Origin of the sequence: Lactobacillus mulieris, assembly GCF_007095465.1 — a bacterium.
Classification (GTDB): Bacteria; Bacillota; Bacilli; order Lactobacillales; family Lactobacillaceae; genus Lactobacillus; species Lactobacillus mulieris.
The window spans coordinates 1-23,403 of record NZ_SDGL01000013.1; the positions used below are offsets into that span (position 1 = coordinate 1).

11 protein-coding genes, 3 pseudogenes and 1 riboswitch are annotated in these 23,403 nt (G+C 33.2%); of the genes and pseudogenes, 5 read left to right on the forward strand and 9 right to left on the reverse strand.

The window, feature by feature from the left end; all coding sequences use genetic code 11:
• The 5 genes and pseudogenes from ETI37_RS07915 to ETI37_RS06370 all read right to left on the reverse strand — a co-directional run.
• Positions 1 to 2,852, reverse strand: a 2,852-nt coding sequence (locus ETI37_RS07915; protein WP_143458493.1) for an FIVAR domain-containing protein, incomplete at its 3' end; no start/stop codon positions are given.
• Positions 2,853 to 3,100: 248 nt separating this feature from the next.
• Complete coding sequence (gene yjeM / locus ETI37_RS06355; protein ID WP_022091279.1) at positions 3,101 to 4,570, reverse strand: glutamate/gamma-aminobutyrate family transporter YjeM; 1,470 nt, start codon at positions 4,568 to 4,570, stop codon at positions 3,101 to 3,103.
• Between the two features lie 121 nt (positions 4,571 to 4,691).
• A pseudogene (locus tag ETI37_RS06360) lies at positions 4,692 to 4,988 on the reverse strand (transposase); the annotation flags it as partial.
• Positions 4,989 to 5,134: 146 nt separating this feature from the next.
• Positions 5,135 to 5,704 carry an ECF transporter S component gene (locus ETI37_RS06365; RefSeq protein ID WP_006587120.1) on the reverse strand — a complete coding sequence of 190 codons (570 nt, stop codon included), beginning with the start codon at positions 5,702 to 5,704 and terminating at the stop codon, positions 5,135 to 5,137.
• 40 nt (positions 5,705 to 5,744) lie between these two features.
• A riboswitch (TPP riboswitch) is annotated at positions 5,745 to 5,841 on the reverse strand.
• A gap of 56 nt (positions 5,842 to 5,897) precedes the next feature.
• Positions 5,898 to 6,980, reverse strand: coding sequence for a M42 family metallopeptidase (locus ETI37_RS06370; RefSeq protein WP_006587121.1), 1,083 nt, complete (start codon positions 6,978 to 6,980; stop codon positions 5,898 to 5,900).
• Positions 6,981 to 7,090: 110 nt separating this feature from the next.
• On the opposite strand from ETI37_RS06370, the gene ETI37_RS06375 reads away from it, so the two are divergent.
• The 3 genes from ETI37_RS06375 (at position 7,091) to ETI37_RS06385 (ending at position 11,216) form a co-directional block, all read left to right on the forward strand.
• Positions 7,091 to 8,452 carry an MFS transporter gene (locus ETI37_RS06375; protein ID WP_006587491.1) on the forward strand — a complete coding sequence of 454 codons (1,362 nt, stop codon included), beginning with the start codon at positions 7,091 to 7,093 and terminating at the stop codon, positions 8,450 to 8,452.
• 122 nt (positions 8,453 to 8,574) lie between these two features.
• Positions 8,575 to 9,870, forward strand: coding sequence for an MFS transporter (locus ETI37_RS06380; protein ID WP_006587123.1), 1,296 nt, complete (start codon positions 8,575 to 8,577; stop codon positions 9,868 to 9,870).
• A gap of 251 nt (positions 9,871 to 10,121) precedes the next feature.
• Complete coding sequence (locus ETI37_RS06385) at positions 10,122 to 11,216, forward strand: acyltransferase (RefSeq protein ID WP_048595940.1); 1,095 nt, start codon at positions 10,122 to 10,124, stop codon at positions 11,214 to 11,216.
• A gap of 39 nt (positions 11,217 to 11,255) precedes the next feature.
• On the opposite strand, the pseudogene ETI37_RS06390 reads toward ETI37_RS06385, so the two are convergent.
• A pseudogene (locus ETI37_RS06390) lies at positions 11,256 to 13,227 on the reverse strand (ABC transporter ATP-binding protein/permease).
• A gap of 150 nt (positions 13,228 to 13,377) precedes the next feature.
• On the opposite strand from ETI37_RS06390, the gene ETI37_RS06395 reads away from it, so the two are divergent.
• Positions 13,378 to 13,956: a TetR/AcrR family transcriptional regulator gene (locus tag ETI37_RS06395; RefSeq protein WP_006587493.1), complete on the forward strand. Its 579-nt coding sequence runs from the start codon at positions 13,378 to 13,380 to the stop codon at positions 13,954 to 13,956.
• 87 nt (positions 13,957 to 14,043) lie between these two features.
• On the forward strand, positions 14,044 to 14,835 hold the full coding sequence (locus ETI37_RS06400) for a transporter substrate-binding domain-containing protein (protein ID WP_006587129.1): 792 nt from the start codon (positions 14,044 to 14,046) through the stop codon (positions 14,833 to 14,835).
• 106 nt (positions 14,836 to 14,941) lie between these two features.
• Here ETI37_RS06400 and ETI37_RS06405 read toward each other — a convergent pair whose 3' ends face one another.
• The 3 genes and pseudogenes from ETI37_RS06405 to ETI37_RS06410 form a co-directional block, all read right to left on the reverse strand.
• Positions 14,942 to 19,969 (reverse strand): MiiA motif-containing surface protein, encoded by a 5,028-nt coding sequence (locus ETI37_RS06405; protein WP_143458494.1) that lies wholly within the window; start codon positions 19,967 to 19,969, stop codon positions 14,942 to 14,944.
• 60 nt (positions 19,970 to 20,029) lie between these two features.
• Positions 20,030 to 20,278, reverse strand: a pseudogene (locus tag ETI37_RS08010) (hypothetical protein); the annotation flags it as partial.
• Positions 20,257 to 23,214 (reverse strand): MiiA motif-containing surface protein, encoded by a 2,958-nt coding sequence (locus tag ETI37_RS06410; RefSeq protein WP_143458495.1) that lies wholly within the window; start codon positions 23,212 to 23,214, stop codon positions 20,257 to 20,259. The pseudogene ETI37_RS08010 and the gene ETI37_RS06410, both read right to left, overlap by 22 nt.
• Positions 23,215 to 23,403: the final 189 nt, after the last annotated feature.

The following is a 23,403-nucleotide window of genomic DNA, read 5'->3' on the forward strand; positions in this document are numbered from 1 at the left end:
CTCTTGTCTGTGGTTTCACCATCTAAGGCTGACTTTGCATTGTTAATTGCAGTTGTAGCACTATCCACTTCGCTTTGAGTAGCGGAATCATTGTTCAACACTGTTTGACCAGCAGCTACCGCATCATCGTACGCTTGCTTCTTTTCGTCACTTGCGTTGTAGTAAGCTGAGGTCTTTTGAACATTGCTTTGGTCATTCACTGCTGTTTCCAAAGCTCTCTTGTCTGTGGTTTCACCATCTAAGGCTGCCTTTGCACTGTTAATTGTAGTTGTAGCACTATCTGCTTCACTTTGAGTAGCGGAATCATTGTTCAACACCTTTTGACCAGCACTTACTGCATCATCATATGCTTGTTTCTTATCATCACTTGCGTTGTAGTAAGCTGGAGTGCTTTCTACTGTTGATTGTTCATTTACAGCAGTTTCTAAGGCTGTCTTATCTGTAGCTTGACCATCTAAGGCTGACTTTGCATTGTTAATTGCACTTGTGGCACTATCCACTTCACTTTGGGTTGCGGAGTCATTGTTCAACACTGTTTGACCGGCAGCTACCGCATCATCATATGCTTGTTTCTTATCATCACTTGCATTGTAGTAGGCTGAGGTCTTTTGAACATCATTTTGATCATTTACAGCAGTTTCTAAGGCTGTCTTATCTGTAGCTTGACCATCTAGTGCTGATTTTGCATTATCAATTGCACTTGTAGCACTATCCACTTCACTTTGAGTAGCGGAATCATCATTCAACACTGTTTGACCAGCACTTACTGCATCATCATATGCTTGTTTCTTATCATCACTTGCGTTGTAGTAAGCTGAGGTCTTTTGAACATCGCTTTGGTCATTCACTGCTGTTTCCAAAGCGTTCTTGTCTGTGGTTTCACCATCTAAGGCTGACTTTGCACTGTTAATTGCAGTTGTAGCGCTATCTACTTCACTTTGAGTAGCGGAATCATTGTTCAACACTGTTTGACCAGCAGCTACCGCATCATCGTACGCTTGTTTCTTATCATCACTTGCGTTGTAGTAAGCTGAGGTCTTTTGAACATCATTTTGGTCATTTACAGCTGTTTCTAAATCAGTTTTGTCAATAACATGAATTTCAATTCCCGAATTGGTTTGACTAACAAGGTAACTATATGTACCTGAAGTTGAATTAATTTTAACATCTGTCACTGTCAATGCATCACTAGTTAATAGATCACTTGCTAAAGCCGATGAACTAACTGTTGTACCAGATGGAATTGCTTCAACATCATAATAATTTTGAGTGTAATTATTACTTGCCGATAAACTTCCTGAAGTACTATCATCTGTTGCATTAACATAAGCAGTTGAATTAGCTTCTTTCAAGCTACTTGCACTTTTAGTTAAGGTATAATCAACACTTGTAATATTACTTTCAGATGAACTATTATCAAATACTACACTAACTGGAATTGAAGTTGATGCCACTCCAGTTGCATTAGTCATAGTAGTTGTTGTGGTATTAGAAGCAGCTTGCCCTTCAGCAATTGTAGAGCTTGTCACAGCCTTGTAAGTACTCATGACTACTGGGGTATCACCCAACATATCTCTAATACCTGAATTATTATTCCAAAGGGATTTAGGAATATAGCTTTCAATTGCATTTACCCCTGTGAAAGAAGTTGAAACACTTGAATATACAGTTGCTACAATCGTTACATCAAGTCCTTTAGAATTTGAAGCTTGGTAATAAAGTGTTGTGTTCGGTGAAAAAATAATTGTTTGCCCTATATCACTTGATACAGAACTTATTGCATTACTTGATGATAAGCCAGTTGTGCTAGTATTCGCGTAAGTGGTGTTTGATACAATCATCTTTGTTGCAGTTCCATTAGTTGAACTTGAAGAAAGTGTCCCACCACCTGATGTATAAGTAGAAGTTCCATCGGTCATATTACCGTTATAGCCATATGAAATAGATACCACTTTCAAATTCTTACTAATTTCAATTGCATATTGAGCAGATGCATCAGTTAAAGTACTTCCAGAAGTAGTTACTATCCCATTTGACGGATTAAAATGAATTGTATATGTAACTGTATTAGTTGTTGCGTCATATACTGGATCCGAAATCACTACATTTGAACTAGCATTTGCTTTAATATCTTTATTGCTATTAATATAACTCATCCACATATAATATTCTGGCAAACCTGAATATTGGCTAAAATCAAAGCTAGATTTTTGAGTTGAAGCTGTTGATTTATTATCATATGCTGTAGAAATTGTAGTTGTTGTGGTGGTAGTTTTATTATCTTCTGTAATTTTATTAGCAGCTGAAGTTGCACTTGCTTCATCTGTATAAAGAGATTGGTTAGATGAAGAAGATCCATCTGCACTTGAACTTGTTTGATCAGTTGTTGAATCATTAGTGTCAGCAGATGAGGATGATGAAGTAGAGACTACATTAGAGCTAGTATTAGTTTCATTTTCATTTGAATCAGAACTTGAACTAGAACTTGAAGAAGAAACTGAACTAGTAGATGATTCTGATGAAGAAGCAGATGAGGATGCTTCACTATTTGAAGATGTAGTAGAATTAGTTTGTTCACTAGTAGAGCTTGCACTTGTTGCTGAACTAGATTCTGAGCTACTTGTTTGTGAACTTGATGAACTCGTATCACTACTTGAGCTTGAGGTAGTAGCTTGACTAGTTTGAGAATCACTAGTAGTATCCGCATGAACTAAAACATTTGTTGAACCTAAATAAATAGTAGTTGACAGCAATACAGAGGCCATACCTAATGTAGTCTTTCTCAAAGACCAGTGTTGCCGGCCATCTGCATGTTTTAAATCATATTGCTTTTTATTTTTCTTTGAAAACATTTAAATAAACCTCCCAGATTATTCGAAACATTATTCCAAATACAAAAATTTGAATTACCCACTATCAAACTTTGTATTTCTATTATTTGCTAACTAGTTTATCTAGGAGTTGTGCTTATAATGGTATAAATTTGTGACTTTTTTGTTACTTATCATTTGTAAGTTCGAAAAAATGAAGATAAAAATGTGAAGAATTTATGAACAAAAAGAGCTTTGCTTCCGCAAAGCTCTTTTCTACTAAATTTTTATTACAAATCTTTTATTTTCTTTTCTGCCCTTGAATAGAAAATCCAAGCTACTACACCAAAGAAAACTGGACCAAAGGCTGTCCAAAATGCTGTTGCTGGATCACCTTCAACTATCGGTTCAATAATCGTAAAAATAATCCCAGAGGCGATAACAATCCAAACACACTTTTGACTTCGATAAAATACAAAAGGTCGATCCAAATCTTTCTTCATCTTAAAAAATGGAAAAGCTCCAATCAAAAACAAGTATGGCGCTGCTGATGAAACATTCATCATATCTGTGAGAACTGTGTAAAAAGCACTTGCAGAACTACCACCAAATGAAATAAGCAAAATAATCAATGATACAAAAGCCACTTCACACCACATAGCAAATTCTGGCATATCATATTTGTTTAAAGTAGTTAATTTCTTCGGAAGTAATCGCTTATCACATCCTTCAATAAATGACTTAATAGGAGAATAAAGCATAACAAAAGCTGCACCTAATCCACCTAATACATCACTAATAGCTGTAATTTGTGAAAATACTTTACCTAATATTAATGCTTGGGCATGTCCTAAGCCAAAGGCTTTACCGAAAACCAATCCCATATTATTGATTAAAACATATTCAACATTAGCCAAATTTACATTCTTTTGACCTAATATCTCTGACCAATTAGCTGTAACACCACATAAAAAAATAGTCAAAATATAAAGTACGGTCATCATAATCATAGCCCAAATCAAACCACGAGGGAATGTTTTTTCTGGTTTTTCAACATTGTCAATTACCCCAGCCATAGTTTCCAAACCACCATACGCAAACAAAGCATATACAATGAAAGAAACTACTGCAAATGGACTAGTAAATGATGAATTCGGTGATTTTACTAAACTCGCTGCTGTTAATGGCTCAGCTAATTGACCATGTTGCATCATTAATATAATCAAACTAACAACAATAAAAACTACTGAAATCCCTAAAGTTGCCACTCCGCAAATACTTGAAATTCTTACAATTCCATTAATACCTTTTGATGCAATTGCACACACAAGTACCAAAAAAATTATTTCTAAAATACCTAAAGTTTGATCACTTGATAACCCAAATAAATGCCAACTAGTTGTAGTATCTTTACCAAAAATTGCTGTTGCAACTGATACCAAGAAAAATTGTGTAGACGATACCAACCAAATTACCCAAGCAGCTAACCAGATAAAAGTACCGACAAAAGCAGGCTTTTCACCAATTGAGCCACGTAGCCAAGAAAAAATTCCACCCTTAGCTGCTTTAAATGAAGCACCATATTCTGCAAACATCAAAGCTGACGGCAAGAAAAACAAAACTGCTGTTAATACGTACCAGATAATACTAGCATAGCCCATCTGATAAAAAGCTGTTAATGAGTTACTATAACCATAAATTGAGGAGAAAATCATTAAGATTAACCCAACCAAGGTTATCTTCTTTTTCTTTTCGCTCATAAAATTCCTCATTTCAAAATATTCTTAAAATCGATATACGACACTATACATTTTAATACTAATCAAAGTATGAAAAAAGGGCTCTTTGTCAAATACTGTTGATATGGAGTGATTTAAAGAATCAAGCAATATATAAATTGCTTGGTTCTTTTTCTTTAACCCTGTTTTCTCTAATCTAATTCTTGTTAGTAAGTAAATATAATTTGAATAACCATAAGCAGTACGCTCAATCTGTTTAATCTTGCTATTAAAACCTTCTAAACAACCATTAGAGTAGCTGAATCTAGCACCATTTAAGACTGCTCGTAAGTTGTGCTTGAAGGTCAATAAAGTCTTGCAGTAAGTTATACGCATTATCTAGCCTTGGATCACAACTAATACCTTCCATTACAACTTGTTCTTGAGTTAGATAGTCTTGGGATGTAAGTAAAGGTGCCTATGGCCTCTTTTTTATGCAATAAAAAACCCGTTAACAGTTTAACTCAAATAAGCTATCAACAGGAAAAATTATAGAGCCGAAAAAAGCTATAGTTTAAAACTTTGAAACTTATTAGGAATTTTTGTTTATTTTTTAAAAAAAGCTCTTTCAAACCGACTACAAATCAATTTAATCAATACACCATCAAATATTAAACTGCTTAGCCAGCCAGTAATAAACATCAAAATTTGCAAAGTTAGATTATACTTGTACCACCCATACAATACATACGTTAAGAAAAAACCGGTAAAATGCGCACCAGTTGCCCCCAGTAAAACAGCTGACCAAGTAAAATGTTTTCGACTTTTAGATGTCAAAAAGCCTACTTCATTTCCCAATCCCTGTACAAAACCCGCCAAAATAGTAATTGCACCCCACTGTCCTCCAACAAGCATTTCACCAAAAGCAGCTAATGTTTCACCTAAGGTAGCACTACCTTTTACTGGAACAAAATAAACTGCTAAAGGTGCCGCCATATACCATAAGCCACTCATTAAAGTATCAGTCAATTGAGCATAGCCTGTTGGTAATAGGGCTGCTTTGGTTAAATTATAAATCAAATTAAATCCATAAGTATAAATTACGCCCATTATTAATCCAACTAAACTTACCAAAATAATTGCTTGAATATCCCAATTTAATTTCTTCTTAAACATAAAAATCCTCCTTTTAACTTAGTCAAAAGGAGGGTTAATTTCTAAATTTAATCCACTTTCCTCGCGCTGGCATTATCCAGTTCAGGTTCAAAGGGTCGACCTAAGTCTCTCAGCTACTAGCTCCCCTAGTGACAAAACAATTATAAATATTTAACTATAGTGTTAGTATATCATGGCTTCTTTAAAGTGGTTACTAAAAAGTCTTAAAGCTTGCTAACTTTTCAGCAGTCATATCTTTTAAAATTGCTTTGGTTAAATCAACACTAGCTCGATAATCTTGATAACTACTGAAACAATATGGTGAATGTTCATATCTTACCGGAATTCCTATTACTATAGTTGGAGCACCATTTTCATAGTAAATTGCTGCTCCATCTTGTCCACCACCAGTTCGAACACTTCTAGTGAACGGAATATTATTTTTAGTAGCTAAATCACAAGCATATTGTTGGAACTTAGGATTCGGCAAAAAAGTAACATCCATATCTCTTAACATTACACCACGTTTAAGCCCAGTTTGACTAAGCCAATCTGGTTCAAAGGTATCATCTGCAGGACAACTTTCAAGAACAATACACAAATCGGGCCTTACCTTTCGAGCAGTTACATATGCCCCTCGAAGCCCTACCTCTTCTTGACTAGACAGAGCAGCAGTTACATTAACATCTAAATTCTCACCCTGCAACTCTTCTAAGACAGTTGCCATTGCAGCTGCTCCAAAACGATCATCAAAATCTTTTCCGAAAAAGAGTCCAGTCTTTTCATTATATTCACATTTAACATCAACAAAAATTGGGCATCCAGTATCAATTTGATAATCATTAATAGTTTCTGCTCGACTACTAGAACCAACGTCAATAGATAAATCGGCTACTTCTGGTAACTTATTTCTCTCACTAGCATTCATAAAATGAGGTGGCTTAGTTGCCACAACACCGGATATATATTCACCATTTTTATTTCTAATCTTTACTTTTAAAGCAGGAATATTTACTCGTGACCATCCGCCTAATGGAACAAATTTAATTAACCCATTGGGACGAACTGCTTGCGTAATAAATCCCACTGCATCAGAATGCGCATCAAGCTGTACTGTCAATCGACCAGCCTTATTTTCTTTTTTGTTTGCATAGACATTTAACATGCCATCAACTTCGATATCAGCATATTTTTTAATAGTGTTGGTAAAAAGCTTAACAAATTCTTCTTCGAAGCCAGAAGTTGCATTAGCATCAGAAAAATTTTTTAACATTCTGATTTCATCTTTTTTGTCCATAAAAATACCTCATAATAGCATATCTTTCTATATCATCTTTACTTTATGTTATCATGTTATTATCAGTTTTAGTATAAAGATGATTTTAAGAAAGGATGTTGCATCCCCACATGGGTGAACAAAATCAACAAAGTAAAACAGAAATAAAACGTAAACAAAAAAAGAACATATTTTATAAACGTAAAAGTTACAAAAAAGCCCCTTTTTCTGATGTACATGCTCAATTATATTGGGCATTAGTTTTAGGGCAAATTGCATGTGCTTATGCACTAGGGATAGCTGGTAGTGCTTTTAACCATGCTAAAGCTTTTCTAAGTATTAATGATACTTGGCTAGGTCTATTAGGGGCAGGGTCACTAATCGGATTAGCTGGTAGCTTCATCATGGGCCGTATTTCTGATCGATTCGGGCGTAAGCATTTGCTGATGGCAAATATGTATATTTACTCACTTTTATCAATATTACAATTCTTTACCAGTAACTTATTTTTATTATTTTTACTCAGAGTAGGAATTGGATTGATGATTGCAATTGACTACACAGTTGGTAATTCTATTTTAGTCGAATGGATGCCAACCAAAGATGGAGCTAAAAAACAAAGTAATCTTTTATTATATTGGTCATATGGATTTGGATTATCCTTTCTAGCTAGCCAATTTATTAGCGATTGGCGCTTTATGCTTTGTTCGTCAGCAGTTTTAGGCCTAATAGCTGCTATTTATCGGAGCATTGTTCAAATTCCCCACTCTCCATCTTGGCTTGCTAGTCAAGGTGAGCATCGACAAGCACAAAAAGTTATTCAGAAAAATCTTGGTAAAAAATGGGGACTTCCAAAAAGTTTACTAAGAGTAAAAAAGAAAACTGATGCTTCTCCACTTGAACTTTTTGGTAAAAAATATTGGCGAGCAACATTAGCTGGAACGGCTTTTTATGCTACCCAAGCTTTTGCTTTCTTTGGTATTAGTATATTCTTACCAATCTTATTGAAGAATATGCACATGAATAATGCCTTCTTATCAGGTTTACTTTACAATTTAGCCATTATTGTTGGTACAGCAATTGGGATTTGGCTTTTCAACAAGATGAGTAGACGAAGTTTCTTAATTGTTACATTCTCTATTTCAATTATTTGTTTATTTATTTTAGCTTTGTTCCCTCAATTACCTTCAATATTAACCTTGATTATTTTTACAATTTTTTCAATTGTTTTATCAATTTCATTGTTACTAGACTTTACTTATACTACTGAATTATTTGATTTAAGAATTAGAGCAACTGGTGTTGGTTTCGTTATCACGATGAGCCGTGTTGGTGCTGCTGCAGGTACATTTTTATTACCTATAATTGTTAATTTAGCTGGTGCCTATATAACATTATGTGTTTGTGGCGTTGTTTTATTAATTGGTACAATAATTTGTATCTTTGTAGCTCCTGAAACCAATCCACAATTTATAAAAAAAGAAAATAAATAAAGATGTTTAGAAACAATATAAACACAATAATTATAGCCATCCGTAGATGGCTATTTTTTTATTAGACCAATCATGGTATTATTTCTATTGTGTGTTAGAAATTTGGAAAGGAAAAAAACCCAATGACTCAAACAAAAAATTATAAAGATGCACCATTTTCAAAAGTGCATTCTCAAATTTATTGGGCTATGAACATCGGGCAAATCGCATGTGCCTATGCCTTAAATGTTGCTGGAATTGCTTTTGGTAATGCCCAACAAGAATTAGGAATTAATAATTTTATCTTAGGTCTTTTAGGAGCAGCCAGTTTAATTGGTCTAATTGGAAGTTTCTTTATGGGACAACTTGCAGATAAATTTGGTAGAAAACACATGTTAATGAGTAACATGTATATCTTTACAATTTTATCTTTACTACAATATTTTACAACTAATGTTTGGATTTTATTAGTTTTACGTCTATTGATTGGTTTAATGATTGCTGTTGACTATACTGTTGGTAATTCATTAATGGTTGAGTGGCTACCTACTAAAGATGCTGCAGCAAAACAAAGTCACTTACTTTTTTATTGGACATTAGGCTTATTAATTGCTTACGTTACTGGACATTACATAAGTAATTGGAAGTTGCTTCTAGCTTCAAGCGCTGTATTTGGATTGATTGCTGCACTTAATCGTAGTTTTATCCGTTTACCAGCTTCACCATCTTGGCTTGCTAGCCATAATCAAAATGAATCTGCAACTGAATTAATTCATGAACGCCTTGGAGAAGAATGGGGACTACCAAAACACTTAGTAGAATTAGAAGAAGATCCAAGTATTAACTGGATGACTCTTTTTTCAAAAAATTACTGGCGCCAAACTTTAGCTGGTACTGCTTTTTACACAACGCAATCTTTTGCTTTCTTTGGTATTAATATTTTCTTACCAATATTGTTAAAGAGTATGGATGTAACAGATACATACCTAGCTGGTTTATTTTATAATATTGCAACTGTTGCTGGGCCAGCTATTGGTATCTACTTCTTTAATAAATACCGCAGAAGAAGCTTTTTAATTGTTACATTCTCAATCTCTAGTCTATGTCTATTTATACTAGCTTTTGGCAAATCAATTAATTCAATTGTCGAAATAACAATCTTTACACTTTTAGCAGTTATTTTAACCGCATCTGTATTGTTAGATTTCCCTTATACATCTGAATTATTTGATATTAAACTTCGTGGTACTGGAGTTGGTTTTGTCATTGCTATGAGTAGAATTGGCGCAGCACTAGGAACGTTCTTACTTCCTGTTATTGTTAGTGCATATGGTTCATACGTAACAATGGCTATTTGTGGAGTGGTCTTATTATTAGGTACAGTAATTTGTTATTTTGTTGCTCCTGAAACTAATCCTAGATATATTAATAAAGATTAATACAAAGAGTCTGGAAAAAACTCTTAAATTACAAAAAACGTTGATTATCTTGGTTTTATAAACCTTGATATATCAACGTTTTTATTTTTAGAATTTATCGAAATCTAACCTGAAATCGACTTTTTTTCCCAGACCCTTTGTATTATAAGGTAATTCTAAATATATACAATCCCCCGTACATATTTACTTATTCAAAGAGGTTTTATAAAATATAATTGATTTTTTCATGTTCTTAGAGAGGTTTTATATTAATGAAACGAATTTTTTATATAGATTTTTTAAGAATCATTTCAATGTTGGGAGTTATTCTATTACATGCATCTGCAACTAAACTACGTATGCCTATCGATTTTTCATGGCATTTAGTTAATTTTTTAACATCTTTTGCAACATGCAGTGTCCCTATTTTTTTCATGATTTCTGGTAGTTTATTATTAAATTCCGATTCAACAGCTAATATAAACATATTATGGAAAAAAAGGTTACCTAAATTATTAATTCCATTTTTTATTTGGTCAATTATCAATATTATTGGATACTCATTTATATTGAAAATTAACAATCTCAAACTTTTATTAATATCAATACTTCAAATACCAGGAAGGCCTGGAGAAATATCATTATGGTTTATGTACCCTTTTATTATTATATATGTTTTTTCGCCAGTTCTTTTATTGATAACCCAAAATAAATCATTATTAAAATACGTGTTATTTATTTGGCTAATATTTGTAATTATTTTACCAACATTCAATAATATTCTTCCATTTCCATTAAAACTAATTTTTTCAACGAGTCAAGATTGGAAAATAATAGGTGGCTATGCTGGATATTTTTTATTAGGATATTATCTTTCTAAAATAGACACACAAAAAATTTCATATAAAAGATTATTAATTGTATTCCTATCAATAATCTTTGTTATAGCTCTTGGAACTTATTTCTTCACATTAAAAAATAGAGGAGCATATGATGAAAGTTTTAAATTATACACTTCTCTTTTTGTATGTATATTAGCTTCTACCTTTTTCTTATTATGTCAAAAAGCACAAGAAAAGTATCCTATAAAATTAATTAAAATATTTGAGTTTATTGTCCCATCATGTTATGGAGTCTATTTAATACATAACTTATTAATCTTATTTTTTAATAGAAATATACCTTATTTTATTGAAAACAAAGGCACACTTGCTGTTTTTCTATTATTTATTTTAGTTAGCCTAACTTCAATATTAATAATTTATCTATTAGGATTAATACCAACAGTTGGTAAATATTTTACAGGAGTAAATCAAAAAGTATTTTATACTAAACTTAACTTTTTAGTTAAAAAGAATTCCAATTAAAAAAAGAGGTGAGAATTCTCGAAAATTCTCATCTCTTTTTTATTCTCCTGCTAGAGCATCAATAGGATTTAAACCTGCCGCATGTCGTGCTGGTAAAATTGCTGCTAATAAAGAGATAACTATTGAAATAATGAAAGCAGAAATAATATTAGAAAAACTAATTTGAATAAATGAATAATGCGCAATTTGACTTAATGCTGAATTTGCTAAAGATTGTACGGCTAAAGCAATAACTGTCGCAAATGTTGCACTAAATATTCCTAACAAAATAGATTCACTAGTAAATAGACGGCGAATATCTCTTTTACTTTCACCTAATGCACGCAAAATTCCAATCTCTTTAGTTCGATCAGAAACTGACATATACATTGTTACGATAATCATTAAAGCTGATACTAATAAAGAAATACCTGCAATTCCAGCTAAAACATTGGTAATTAAACTAATATAAGTTTCAATTCTATCAAGCATTGAAGACACTGCAGTTGCAGTAAATCTAAGTTTACCTGAGATTTTTAATTTATTAATGCTCTTGGCAACTTTTTTAGCGGTATTCATACTACTTGCACTAACACCTAATGCAGCTACATCTGTTGACATATTCGCTGCTTTTAATGCATTTTCAATAGTATTGCCACCAATTGCATTAATTTGACTCGATCCGCTACTTTCAGTTAATCCAACTACTTTTACTTTAATCATTATCGTTGCTTTTTGACCTAATTTATTTAATCCAGCATAGGTTAAAGTAATTGTCTTGCCAATTAAAGAATTAGGGTTATTAGTCAAACTTTTAGCGATATTCTTTTTATCTAAAACTACTTCACCAGTTTTTGGCATTCGTCCTTTTTTAATACTTGAAGCATTTAAAACACTAGTCCAATTAGTCACTGTTGTAATATTAGTGTTTTTTTTTATTAAGACTAACATCAACATTGGTAAGGGTATGAATTTTTTCTACTTTAGAAACATTTTTCACTTTCTTTAGAGCGCTAATATCTTTATTTGAAAAGGTATTAACAGTTTTATCCCCTGCAGTTAAGTTCACATATGAATTTTGTTGATTATTATTACTACTTTTCACATAAGGTGTGACAAGAACTTGTTTTGGGTTAACTAAACTATTAATTTGTTCATTTACATATCCTTTAACACCAGTCCCTAATCCATTAAAGGTAATGACACTAAAAAGGCCCACAGCTGTACCAAGAATTATTAGTAAGTTTCTCTTAAAATGATATTTAAAATGCTTAAAGGCATTTCGCATACTTGTCACTAATGGTAATTTTCTCGATTGTAATTTACTTTCCACTTTAGCATTATAGGCTGACTTTAATCGTTGATCCGAGATTATTTTTCCATCTGCTAAACGAACAATTCTGGTTCCAGAGTCGGCAACGTGCTGAGAGTGGGTCACCGTAATAACTAATCTACCTTCAGCAGCTATTTTATTTAATAGTGCTAATACTTCCTCAGTATTTTGGGAATCAAGTGCTCCAGTTGGTTCATCCGCAATAATTACTTGTGGATCACTAGCTAATGCTCTCGCTATTGCAACACGCTGCTTCTGTCCACCTGATAATTGTTTAGGATACTTTTTCACATGATCTTGTAACCCTACTTGCTCTAATAAATCTAAAGCACGCTTTTTTCTTTCATTAGCAGTTAGCGTTGTCATATCTAGTGCCAATGCCACATTATCTAAAACATTTAAATGCGGAATTAAGTTATAGCTTTGATAGATATAGCCAATAGTTTCTCGCCGATATTTATTCAGACTTGCTTCTTTACTATGATTTAACTTCTGTCCTGCTAATAAAACTTCACCACTAAAAGCACGATCTAAGCCACCAATAATATTCATTAAGGTAGACTTTCCACCACCAGATTCTCCAAGAATTGATACGAAATCTCCCAATTCAAAATCTAAATTTATCCCTTTTAAAACGGGAAATTCTTCTTTTCCTAGAAAATATGATTTATAAATATTCTTCAATTCTAAAAAAGCCATAATTACCTCCTTGGAAAAGTTAAACGTTCTAACACTATATTTAATTTTTATAAATAATAATACAGACTAGAATGCTTTGTCAATAAAATTAAACATTAACATTAATTATTTAATTTTTATGGTATTATTTTGTTGAAAGGTAGTGATTAAATGCAACGTGAAGAAAAGAAAGAACTCAATCGCAAAAAAATTATCACAGCAGCTAAAACATTATTTTTAACTAAAGGAATTTACGCTACTAATGTACGTGATATTAGCAAAAAATCAGGAATCTCATACGTAACAATGTATAAATACTTTTCTGACAAAAATGAATTAGTTAATCTAGTTTGCCAAGAACTTATTGATGAAGCGATGGCCAATGCATATTCTAAACTAAATAATGACACTTTAACTTTTTTTGAAAAATTACAGCAAATAAATTTTGAAGCCGAATTTAAACAAAAATACGGTCCAAAAGTTTGGGTCGATTTTTGCTCATATACAAACAATAATCCTGAGCTCACATCTTATATAGAAAAGAAAGTAAACGATAGTTGGCTAATGATTATCAGAGTTGGCCGTAAAGACAAATTTATTCAAGCTTCTGCTTCAGATGAACAAATTTGTAATTTCTTATCACTTGTTTTGAAATTAGATCATAAAGAATTTAAAGAAAACATTGACGCATATTGGGAATTATTTTGGTATGGATTAGCTGGCAAAGAAGGACACATCAAAAATAAGTAAAATTATTGACTTACTTTTTGTAAGATGTTAAATTATTAATCAATGAGCACTAACAAAAAGTTAGTAATTTTATGAGGAGGATTTGCCATGCGTTGGTTTAAAAAAATAAGTTTATTTGCTGGATTAATTGCTATTAGTTTGGGGCTTGTAGCATGCAGCAACCAAAAATCAACAAATAGTGAAGTTTTAAATAAAGGCACTTTAACTGTTGGACTTGAAGGAACATATGCACCATATTCCTACCGTGAAAATGGAAAGTTAAAAGGTTTTGAAGTTGATTTAGCAAAAGCAGTAGCAAAGAAAGCTGGTTATAAAATTAAATTCGTTCCTACTAAATGGGACTCACTTATTGCAGGTTTAGGTGCTAAAAAGTTTGATATTGTTATCAACGATATTGCAATGACACCTGAACGTAAAAAAGCATATACTTTTTCGACTCCATACATTTATTCAAAATCAGCTTTAATCATGAAGAAAACGAATAACACTATTAAGAGTGCTAAAGATATTAAAGGTTTAAAAATTGCTGCGGCTACTGGTACAGCCAATGCTGATAATGTAAAGAAATTTGGAGGACAAAATGTATCTTCTACTGATTTCTCAACAGCTATGGAGTTAATTCGCCAAAATCGTGTTGTTGCAGCGATGAATTCTAAAGAAGCATTCCTGTACTATCAAAAGAGTCAACACGTAACTGATTTAAAATATGTTGAAATCCCAACTAATCAAATTCCAGCTCAAGAAATCGGAATCATGATGTCTAAAGGAAATAGTTCTTTACAAAAAAAAATCAACAAAGCTCTTAATGATTTAAGAGAAGATGGTACTTTATCACAACTTTCTAAGAAATACTTTGATGGTGATATTACTAAAAAATAACTTTATATAAAAAAGTGTTGATATATCAAGGTTTTATGTAACCAAGATTATCAACACTTTTTTGCTTTATAAATTTTTCCCTTCAGACACTTTTATCTATTTATTTTTATTCATCCTCCTTTTTCTTTTTAATTCCCAATACTGCTAATAACAGACCAATAACTCCAAATCCTAACCAAGTATTTGCCTTAGTTGTTTCACCAGTTTGTGGCAATTTAGCTTGTTTTGGCAAAGTGTTGCTCTTAGCTTTATTAAGCCTTGAATCAGCTTTAGTTATAACTACTGACTTAGTTGGAGTTTGAGGAGTTGAAACAGGCTTTTCTACAGTTGATGTTAAGTTAGCTAATGCCGTCTCTATTGATTGACTAGCTTCGTTCACTTGTTCTTGAGTGCTTGCCTTATCATCATAAATCTTTTGACCATTATCAAGAGCTGTTTCTAATTTGGCCTTTGATTCCGATGTAGCAGATTGATATTGAGGGCTATTTTGAACTTCTTTACCCTTATCAAGTTGGCTCTGTAGTTCTGATTTATTAACTTCAGATTTTGTTGGAACAACTTCTGGCTCTACTGGGGCAGGTTTAACACCAGTCAACGAATTAATTGCTTTAATCAGTTCATCAGTAATTTGATCAACTGTCTTTTGACTAACATTAGTTTGCCCCATTTCAGCCTTAGCTTTATCAAGCATTTCATCAAAGGCTTCTTTATTAGCATCACTTTCGTAAACATATTTTTCACTAGTTTTTGCTTCTTCAGCCTTCGCAATAGCTGCTATCAACTTATCAAAATTAGTTTCTTCGCCATCTAATGCATCTAACGCTTTCTGAATTTCACTTCTTGCATCTGTTACTGCTTGCTTAGTTGCTTTCTCATTGTCAAGTACAACTTGACCTGCTTGAATTGCTTCATCATAAGCCTGCTTGGTTTCTTCACTTGCATTATAGTATTTAGAAGTTTTATGAACAGCTGCTTGCTTATTTACATCTGATTGTAGTCCTGTTTTATCTACTGCCTTAGTAGTCTTATCATTAGTAATTTGACCAACTGAACCATCCTCAAATGTTACTGTTGCGTTACCTTGGTTATCAACGCTCACCTCAAACTTATCATTTGGATTCTTTGCTTGTACTGCATCTGTCACATTCTTAGTAATTTCAGACTTTTCAGATTCAGTTATATTTTCTTTATCTCCTACTTCTGTCTTCGTTACTTCCACGTTAAGCTTTTCAGCTAGTGTTTTAATTTCGTTAGCTAAGTTTCTCTTAGCTTCTTCAATCTTTTCTTTAGCTTCATTCACTTCGCTTTGTGTGGCATCAGAATTATCTAATACATCTTGGCCTGCTTGAATTGCTTCATCATAAGCTTCTTTAGCTTTAGTTGAGGCATTCTTATTAGCTTCTTTAACTTCTGGTGCCTCTTTAACAAGTGCTTCAAGTTCACTTTTATCTGTTTCTTCGCCATCTAATGCATCTAATGCTTTCTGAATTTCACTTCTTGCATCTATTACTGCTTGCTTAGTTGCTTTCTCATTGTCAAGTACAACTTGACCTGCTTGAATTGCTTCATCATAAGCCTGCTTAGTTTCTTCACTTGCATTATAGTATTTAGAAGTTTTATGAACAGCTGCTTGCTTATTTACATCTGATTGTAGTCCTGTTTTATCTACTGCCTTAGTAGTCTTATCATTAGTAATTTGACCAACTGAACCATCCTCAAATGTTACTGTTGCGTTACCTTGGTTATCAACACTCACCTCAAATTTATCATTTGGATTCTTTGCTTGTACTGCATCTGTCACATTCTTAGTAATTTCAGACTTTTCAGATTCAGTTATATTTTTTTTATCTCCTACTTCTGTCTTCGTTACTTCCACGTTAAGCTTTTCAGCTAGTGTTTTAATTTCGTTAGCTAAGTTTCTCTTAGCTTCTTCAATCTTTTCTTTAGCTTCATTCACTTCGCTTTGTGTGGCATCAGAATTATCTAATACATCTTGGCCTGCTTGAATTGCTTCATCATAAGCTTCTTTAGCTTTAGTTGAGGCATTCTTATTAGCTTCTTTAACTTCTGGTGCCTCTTTAACAAGTGCTTCAAGTTCACTTTTATCTGTTTCTTGACCATTTAATGCATTCTTAGCATTACTAATTTCAGTCACTAAAGTATCAACAGATGATTGATCAATTTTTGTATCACCCAGAGCTTTACTACCTTTATTTACTGTTGTAATATAAGCAGTTTGTAGTTCTCTATCAGCATTCTTATATTTAACGCTTTCCATCACATCGTTAGCTTCATCAACTAAAGGCTTCAAGGTATCAAATGATACATTACTAATCAAGTTAATCTTCTTCACACCAATTTGTGAACCATCTTCAAACTTAACTACTGCTTCATCCCCGCTAAAGGTAATATCATCAGTAGCCTTTGGGTTCTTAGCCTTGATAGCATCAATAATCTTTTGAGCATATGGATTAGTTGAATCTTCCAAATTATCTTGATAGTACTCAGGTACAACAGTCTTTTCTGGCATTATAATTTTACTTGCTTCACTATCGCCAAAACCGGCCATGGCTTTTTGCAAGGCATCATTAGCATCATTTACTTCTTTTTGAGTCGCATTGTCTTTCTTTAAAATGCTATCAGCATCGCTATATGCCTTGTCAAATGCCTCTTTAGCTGCGGCAGTCCCTAACTTGTAACTGTCTCCATCCTTTAATTCAGTTGCATTAGTATAGGTAGCACGCAAGCCGTCCTTATTAGTTTCAGCACCATCTAAAGCATTCTTAGCCTTGGTAATATCAGTTACTGCTTGTGCGACATCTTCTTTAGTTGCACTATCACTAGTTAAAATATCATTACCATGACTAATTGCAGTATCATATGCATCTTTAAGTTCATCGTCAGCATTGTAGTATTTTGCACTAGCCTTAACAGTATCTGCTTCTTCTACCAATGGGCGAAGTGCTGATTTGTCGACATCTGTTACAGTCTTGGATTTATCTAAACTAGTAGTTGAACCATCTTTCATAATGACAGTAACATTACCCTCATTATCAACCTTAACAATATCAACATTTTCATCAGCTGATTTAACAGCATCCCTAATCTCACTCTTAAAGTCATCAGTTAAATTACTCTGAATACTCTTGGGGACTTCAACTGGAGTTACTGCTCCCATCTTTGTAGCTTGACTATCGGATAATGCTTTAATAGCTTCATCCAAAGCTGCATAAGCATCATCAACCTCTTTTTGGGTAGAACTATCATTATCTAAAACAGCTTTAGCTCTATTAGCCGCACTATCTAAATCAGTCTTAGCTTTCGCAGAAGCATTAGCATAAGTTGAGCCAGCTTTAACACTATCAACAGTTCCGTAAAGTATTCTAAGTTGCTCTTTATTAGTATCTATACCATTTAAATTATTTTTAGCGGTCTGAATATTAGATACTTGTTCATTAATTGCTTCTTGGCTATCACTATCACGGTCTAACATAGTTTGACCAACTGTGATTTGATCAGTATATGCAGTTTGCAATGCTGCATCTGCATTGTAGTATTTTGCTGTTCCCTTTACACTAGGCGCTTCATTAACTGCATTTACCAAGGCACTCTTATCTACATCTTTAATAGTTTGGCCTGAAGTTAATTTAGCGATTGAGCCATCAGTAAAGGTTATAATTGCACTGCCATCTGAAGCTACAGCAACTTGTTCTATTTTACCTTCATTAGCCACTTTAATAGCATCTTGAATTTTAGCTACATAACCAGATTCTTCAGTAATATTACCTTGTATACCCTTAGGAACTGCTACCCTCTCTGGGGCAATAATTGCACTCGCTAAGCTATTAGATAAGTTTTGCATCGCTTCATCTAAAGCGGATTTAGTATTATTTACGTCGTCTTGTGTAGCAGTCGCTTTAGCTAAAGTTTCTTTAGCCTGATTATATGCTTCATTGAATTTCTCTTTAGCATTGGTTGAAGCATTATTAACAGTATCAGTATCTTTGATTCCAGTTGCTTGGTCAAAACTTGCTTGAAGTTGGCTCTTATCAACATTAGTTGTAGTGTAATCATTACTTACAAAACCCTTAGAACCATCACTAAATTCAACCGTAGCATTTCCTTCATTATCAACAGTTACTGTTGTATTTGGATTCTTTGCTAAAACCTTATCATGAATACTTAAACTTTCTTTTTCAGTAATGTTAGTCTTGTTACCAACTGGAGTTCTTTCAACATCTTTATTAACTTTACTTTGAGCCGTCTTAACCGAATCAGCCATGGTTTCAAAAGCAGTCTTTAAGGAGTTAGTAGCGTCATCAATTTCTTTTTGACTGGATTTTGTCGAATCAAATACTTCTTGTGCTTTAGTCAACGCAGTATCAAAGTCTTGCTTAGATTGAGTCGAAGCATTCTTATAGATATTGCCATTTTCCTCTTCATTTTTGGCATTAGCTATTGCATCTTTTAAGGCATCTTTAGTCGTATCTTTAGTTGTCTTAGACTTATCAATTACAACCGTTGTACCATCGCTTAAATGAACAGTTACATTACCATAAACATCACTTTCAACACTTGAAGCATTAGGATTTACTTCTCTTACAGCTGCTTCAATCTTGCCTTTTTCATTATCCTCTTCTTTAGTGTATAGTTCACGGTCACGTCCTACGGCAATTTGAGTTGTTGGCTGCTTTACTTTACTTGAAGCGGCTTTAATGCTTTTAATTAAATCACTCATAGCTTGTTCAAGTTCACTAGCTGCTTTATCAACATCTTCTTGTGAAGTTGGATTATCATTAGCGGCATTAGCATTAGTTAATTTTTCTTCAAAGTTTGCTCTTGCTGCATCAGTTGCTTTATCATATTCAGTTTTATTGCCCTTAAGATCATTAGCAATTTCAATATCTTTTTGTAAAACACTCTTATTAACTGCTCTAACTGTAAACTTCTTATCAACGTGAACTTTTGAACCATCTTTCATGGCAACAACTGCACTACCTTCAGCATCAATTGTAGTAGCATCAATATCAACTAAAGTTTGACCATCATCACCTTTATTACCTTCAGCGATCTTTGACTTAATAATTGTCTTTTCTGAATCAGAAACATTATCTAAATTAATTACCGGAGTCAAACCAAAGCCGTAATTAAAGTTAACTTGAGCATTAGTTGCGGCGCTTACTAATCCCTTAACTGCATCATTAATGCGCTTAGTTGCGGCATCAATTTCATCCTGTGTAGCTTTGTCATTGGTATAAACTACTTTTCCTGCTTCAATTGCATCGTCATATTCTTTTCTTGCAACAGCTGTTGCAGATTCATAAATTTTAATGTCTTGACCATTATAATTTACAGTTTGTTGAGTTTTAACATAATCTTCAAGATCAATTGCATTCTTTAAAGCAGTTTTATCAGTCTCTTTTATGGTATATCTACTATCAATTGGAACACTCCACTCGAACCATCTTTAAATTTAACGTTTACACTACCATCATTATTAGTAGTAATTTCTAAAATATCTGGATCTGTGTTAACCTTTTGCACTTCAGCCTTAACTTTATCTTTTTCACCTTCAGTTAAGCTTTCTTTATCACCAACAGGAGTTTTATTAATGGAAAGATTAATTTTACTTGCAGCTTCATCAGAACTTTCTTGTAAATCACGCTTTGCTTTTTCAATAATCTGAACCATTGTATCGACTTCTTTTTGAGTAAAGGTATCTTCATTATAGACCCCACTACCAGCATTAATTGCTTGGTCATAAGCCTGACGAGCTTCATCAGAAGCAGTCGTATATGGTTCGGTCAATTTATAGCTTGGAGCTTCATCTAGCAATTCCTTTAAGGCTTGTTTATTAGTTTCATAACCATCAAGCATTGATTTGGCATTTTCAATTGCATCAGCTAAGGTATCTACTTGATCTTGGGTTAAGGTTGGATTTTCCAAGCCATCTAATCCATCCCCAATAGTGCTATCATATCTGCTTTGAGCACCTTCACTAGCATTAATATATAGGCCAGTCTTATGAATACTCTCTTGTTCATCAGTCAATTGTTTAAGCCTGGAAGTATCTACTTCTTTAGTAGTTACTGTGTTTTCAAAGTATTTCTTAGAACCATCTTTAAAGACAACATTTGCAGCACCTGGATCATTAACAGTAACTGTATCAACTACATCTGGATTTGCTTGTCTAATCTCATTTTCACCTTTACTCTTTAGATTGCGAGTTAATTGTTTTTGATAATAAGCTTTAGGTATAGCTACTTTTTCTGGGTTATTAGCAAAGAAGGCTTGACTTTTGGCTAATAAATCTAAAGCATCTTGTAATTGTTTAACAGCTACATTTACTTCTTCTTGAGTAGCTTGGTCATTATCAATTACTTGCTGTGCAGTAGCTAGCGCTTCTTTCAGAGCATTTTGACCAGCAGTAGATCCATTAGTATAAACTTGGCTTTCTTTAGTAGAATTGCCTTTTGCATATAAATCTTGTAATTGCTGCTTGTCAGTTACTTTACCATCAAGTGCTTTTTTAGCATTGGTAATAGCTGTAGTTGCTGTATCAACCATTTCTTGACTTGCCGTTGTGCTGGCAGAAGCTTCTTGTCCATCTGCTTTTGTCTTATCATAATTGTCTTTAGCATCTTGACTGGCATTATAGTATTCTGGTGTTCTAATAGTATCTGAATATTCACTTAATGCAGAATTTAATGCTGTTTTATCAACGTCTTTAACTGTTTCATCTTTAGATAGTTTAGCAATAGAACCATCTTTAAAAGTAATAACAACATTTCCTAAATTATCAACTACAACTAAATCAGCATTTTCATTTGCTTCTTTAACTGCTTCAACTATCCGATTCTTATATTCATCGTTTAAGTTATCACGATAAGCTTCTGGAACGGGAGTCTTAGTTGGAGCTTGCACATCTTTTGCCTGACTGTTACTTAAACCACTAATTGCATCATTTAAGTCACTAATTGCCTTATCAACGTCTTCTTGGCTAGCATTTTCATCATTTAACACATCTTTTGCCTTTTGAATTGCTAAATCCAATGCTGACTTGGCAGCGTTAGAAGCATTTCCGTAACTTTCTTTCCCCTTTTCCTCTTCAGCTTTCTTAATTGCTTCTTCAAGACCAGTTTTATTAGTTTCCTTACCGTTTAAAGCCTCTTTAGCTACTTTAATTTGGGAAACTTGACTATCTATTTCATCTTGGCTAGCTGTATCACTATCATATAATGACTTTCCATCGGTTAAAGCTTGGTCATATGCAGTCTTTTTACTACTATCTGCATTAATATAAACAACTTGAGTTTTAGTTGTAGTTCCATCTTTAATTGCTGCATCAAGTTCCGATTTATCAACATCTTTAATTGTACGATCACTTGTAACCTCTGCCTTAGTTTCTCCAGGGAAACTAACAGTTGCATTCCCTTTAGAATCAACTGTCACATCTTGAGCATTAGGATTAGCCTCTTTAATAGCAGCAATGATTTTTTCTTTATATTCTGTAGTTAAGTCTGTCTGATAGGCCTTAGGAACGGGTGTTTTAACTGGATCCTTAACAGAATAAATAGCCACTGGGACGTCTAAAGTTCTGGTGTAAGTTGCACCACCTTCACCACGCATTCCCCAGGCTCCACTACCATTGTAGGTAATATTTAATTTGGCAGTCTTTTGACCAGTAGTTTGAGTATCTAACTCTCCCCATTCGATTTTCATTGCACCTTTTTTAACAGTATTATAATTAGCTAAAACCGTTGATGGATCAGGTAAACTAGCACCAGGTTCAAGATTAAGTCCCTTTTTCGCTACTTCGGTTAATTCAGGTGCTTGATAAACTTTGAAATTATTATAATTTATCCCATTACCTAATTTTGATGAGTAAGACGCTACAATTACAGTATTAGTCCCTTGAGTAATATTGTAATTTAGTTGAGAAAGAGTTCTTCCATAATCTTGTTTACTATAAATATAAAAAGTAAAGTTCTTTGTCCCATATGGACTCAAAGTAATATCACTTAAAGGCAGATAGTCAGTTCTTGATGAAGTAGCATCTAACGTAGGATAAGTAATTGAAATAGCTGATCCATCATTTAAAGTAAATGAACTACCATCTGCTGAACTAATTCCAACATAACTAGTAATTCCTTGAGCACCTGAAATATTTTGCTGACTTGTAAATAAGGATTGTTCACTATTTGCTGTATTTTCAGCTCTAACAACTACAGAATTATGCTGTATATTAGTAATTCCCCATAATAAAGTAGTTGACAATAAAACTGAACAAAGCCCAATTGTTGTCTTTCTAAATGACCAATTTTGCCGTTGTTTGGCAGATTTAAGAGTTAAACGTTTCCTTATATTGCTAAATTTCATATTTCTCCCACCTCAAAAAACATATATTGGTTCGTTAATAATAATTTAATAAATAATACAAATATATATGTAATAGTTAAGTTAAATATATTTTGCACGTTTTTAAATATAACCATTCACAATTTAAGTATACTACGTTTTTGACACCGCTTTCAAAGATATTAACTTGTTGAAATGTAATTTAATCTA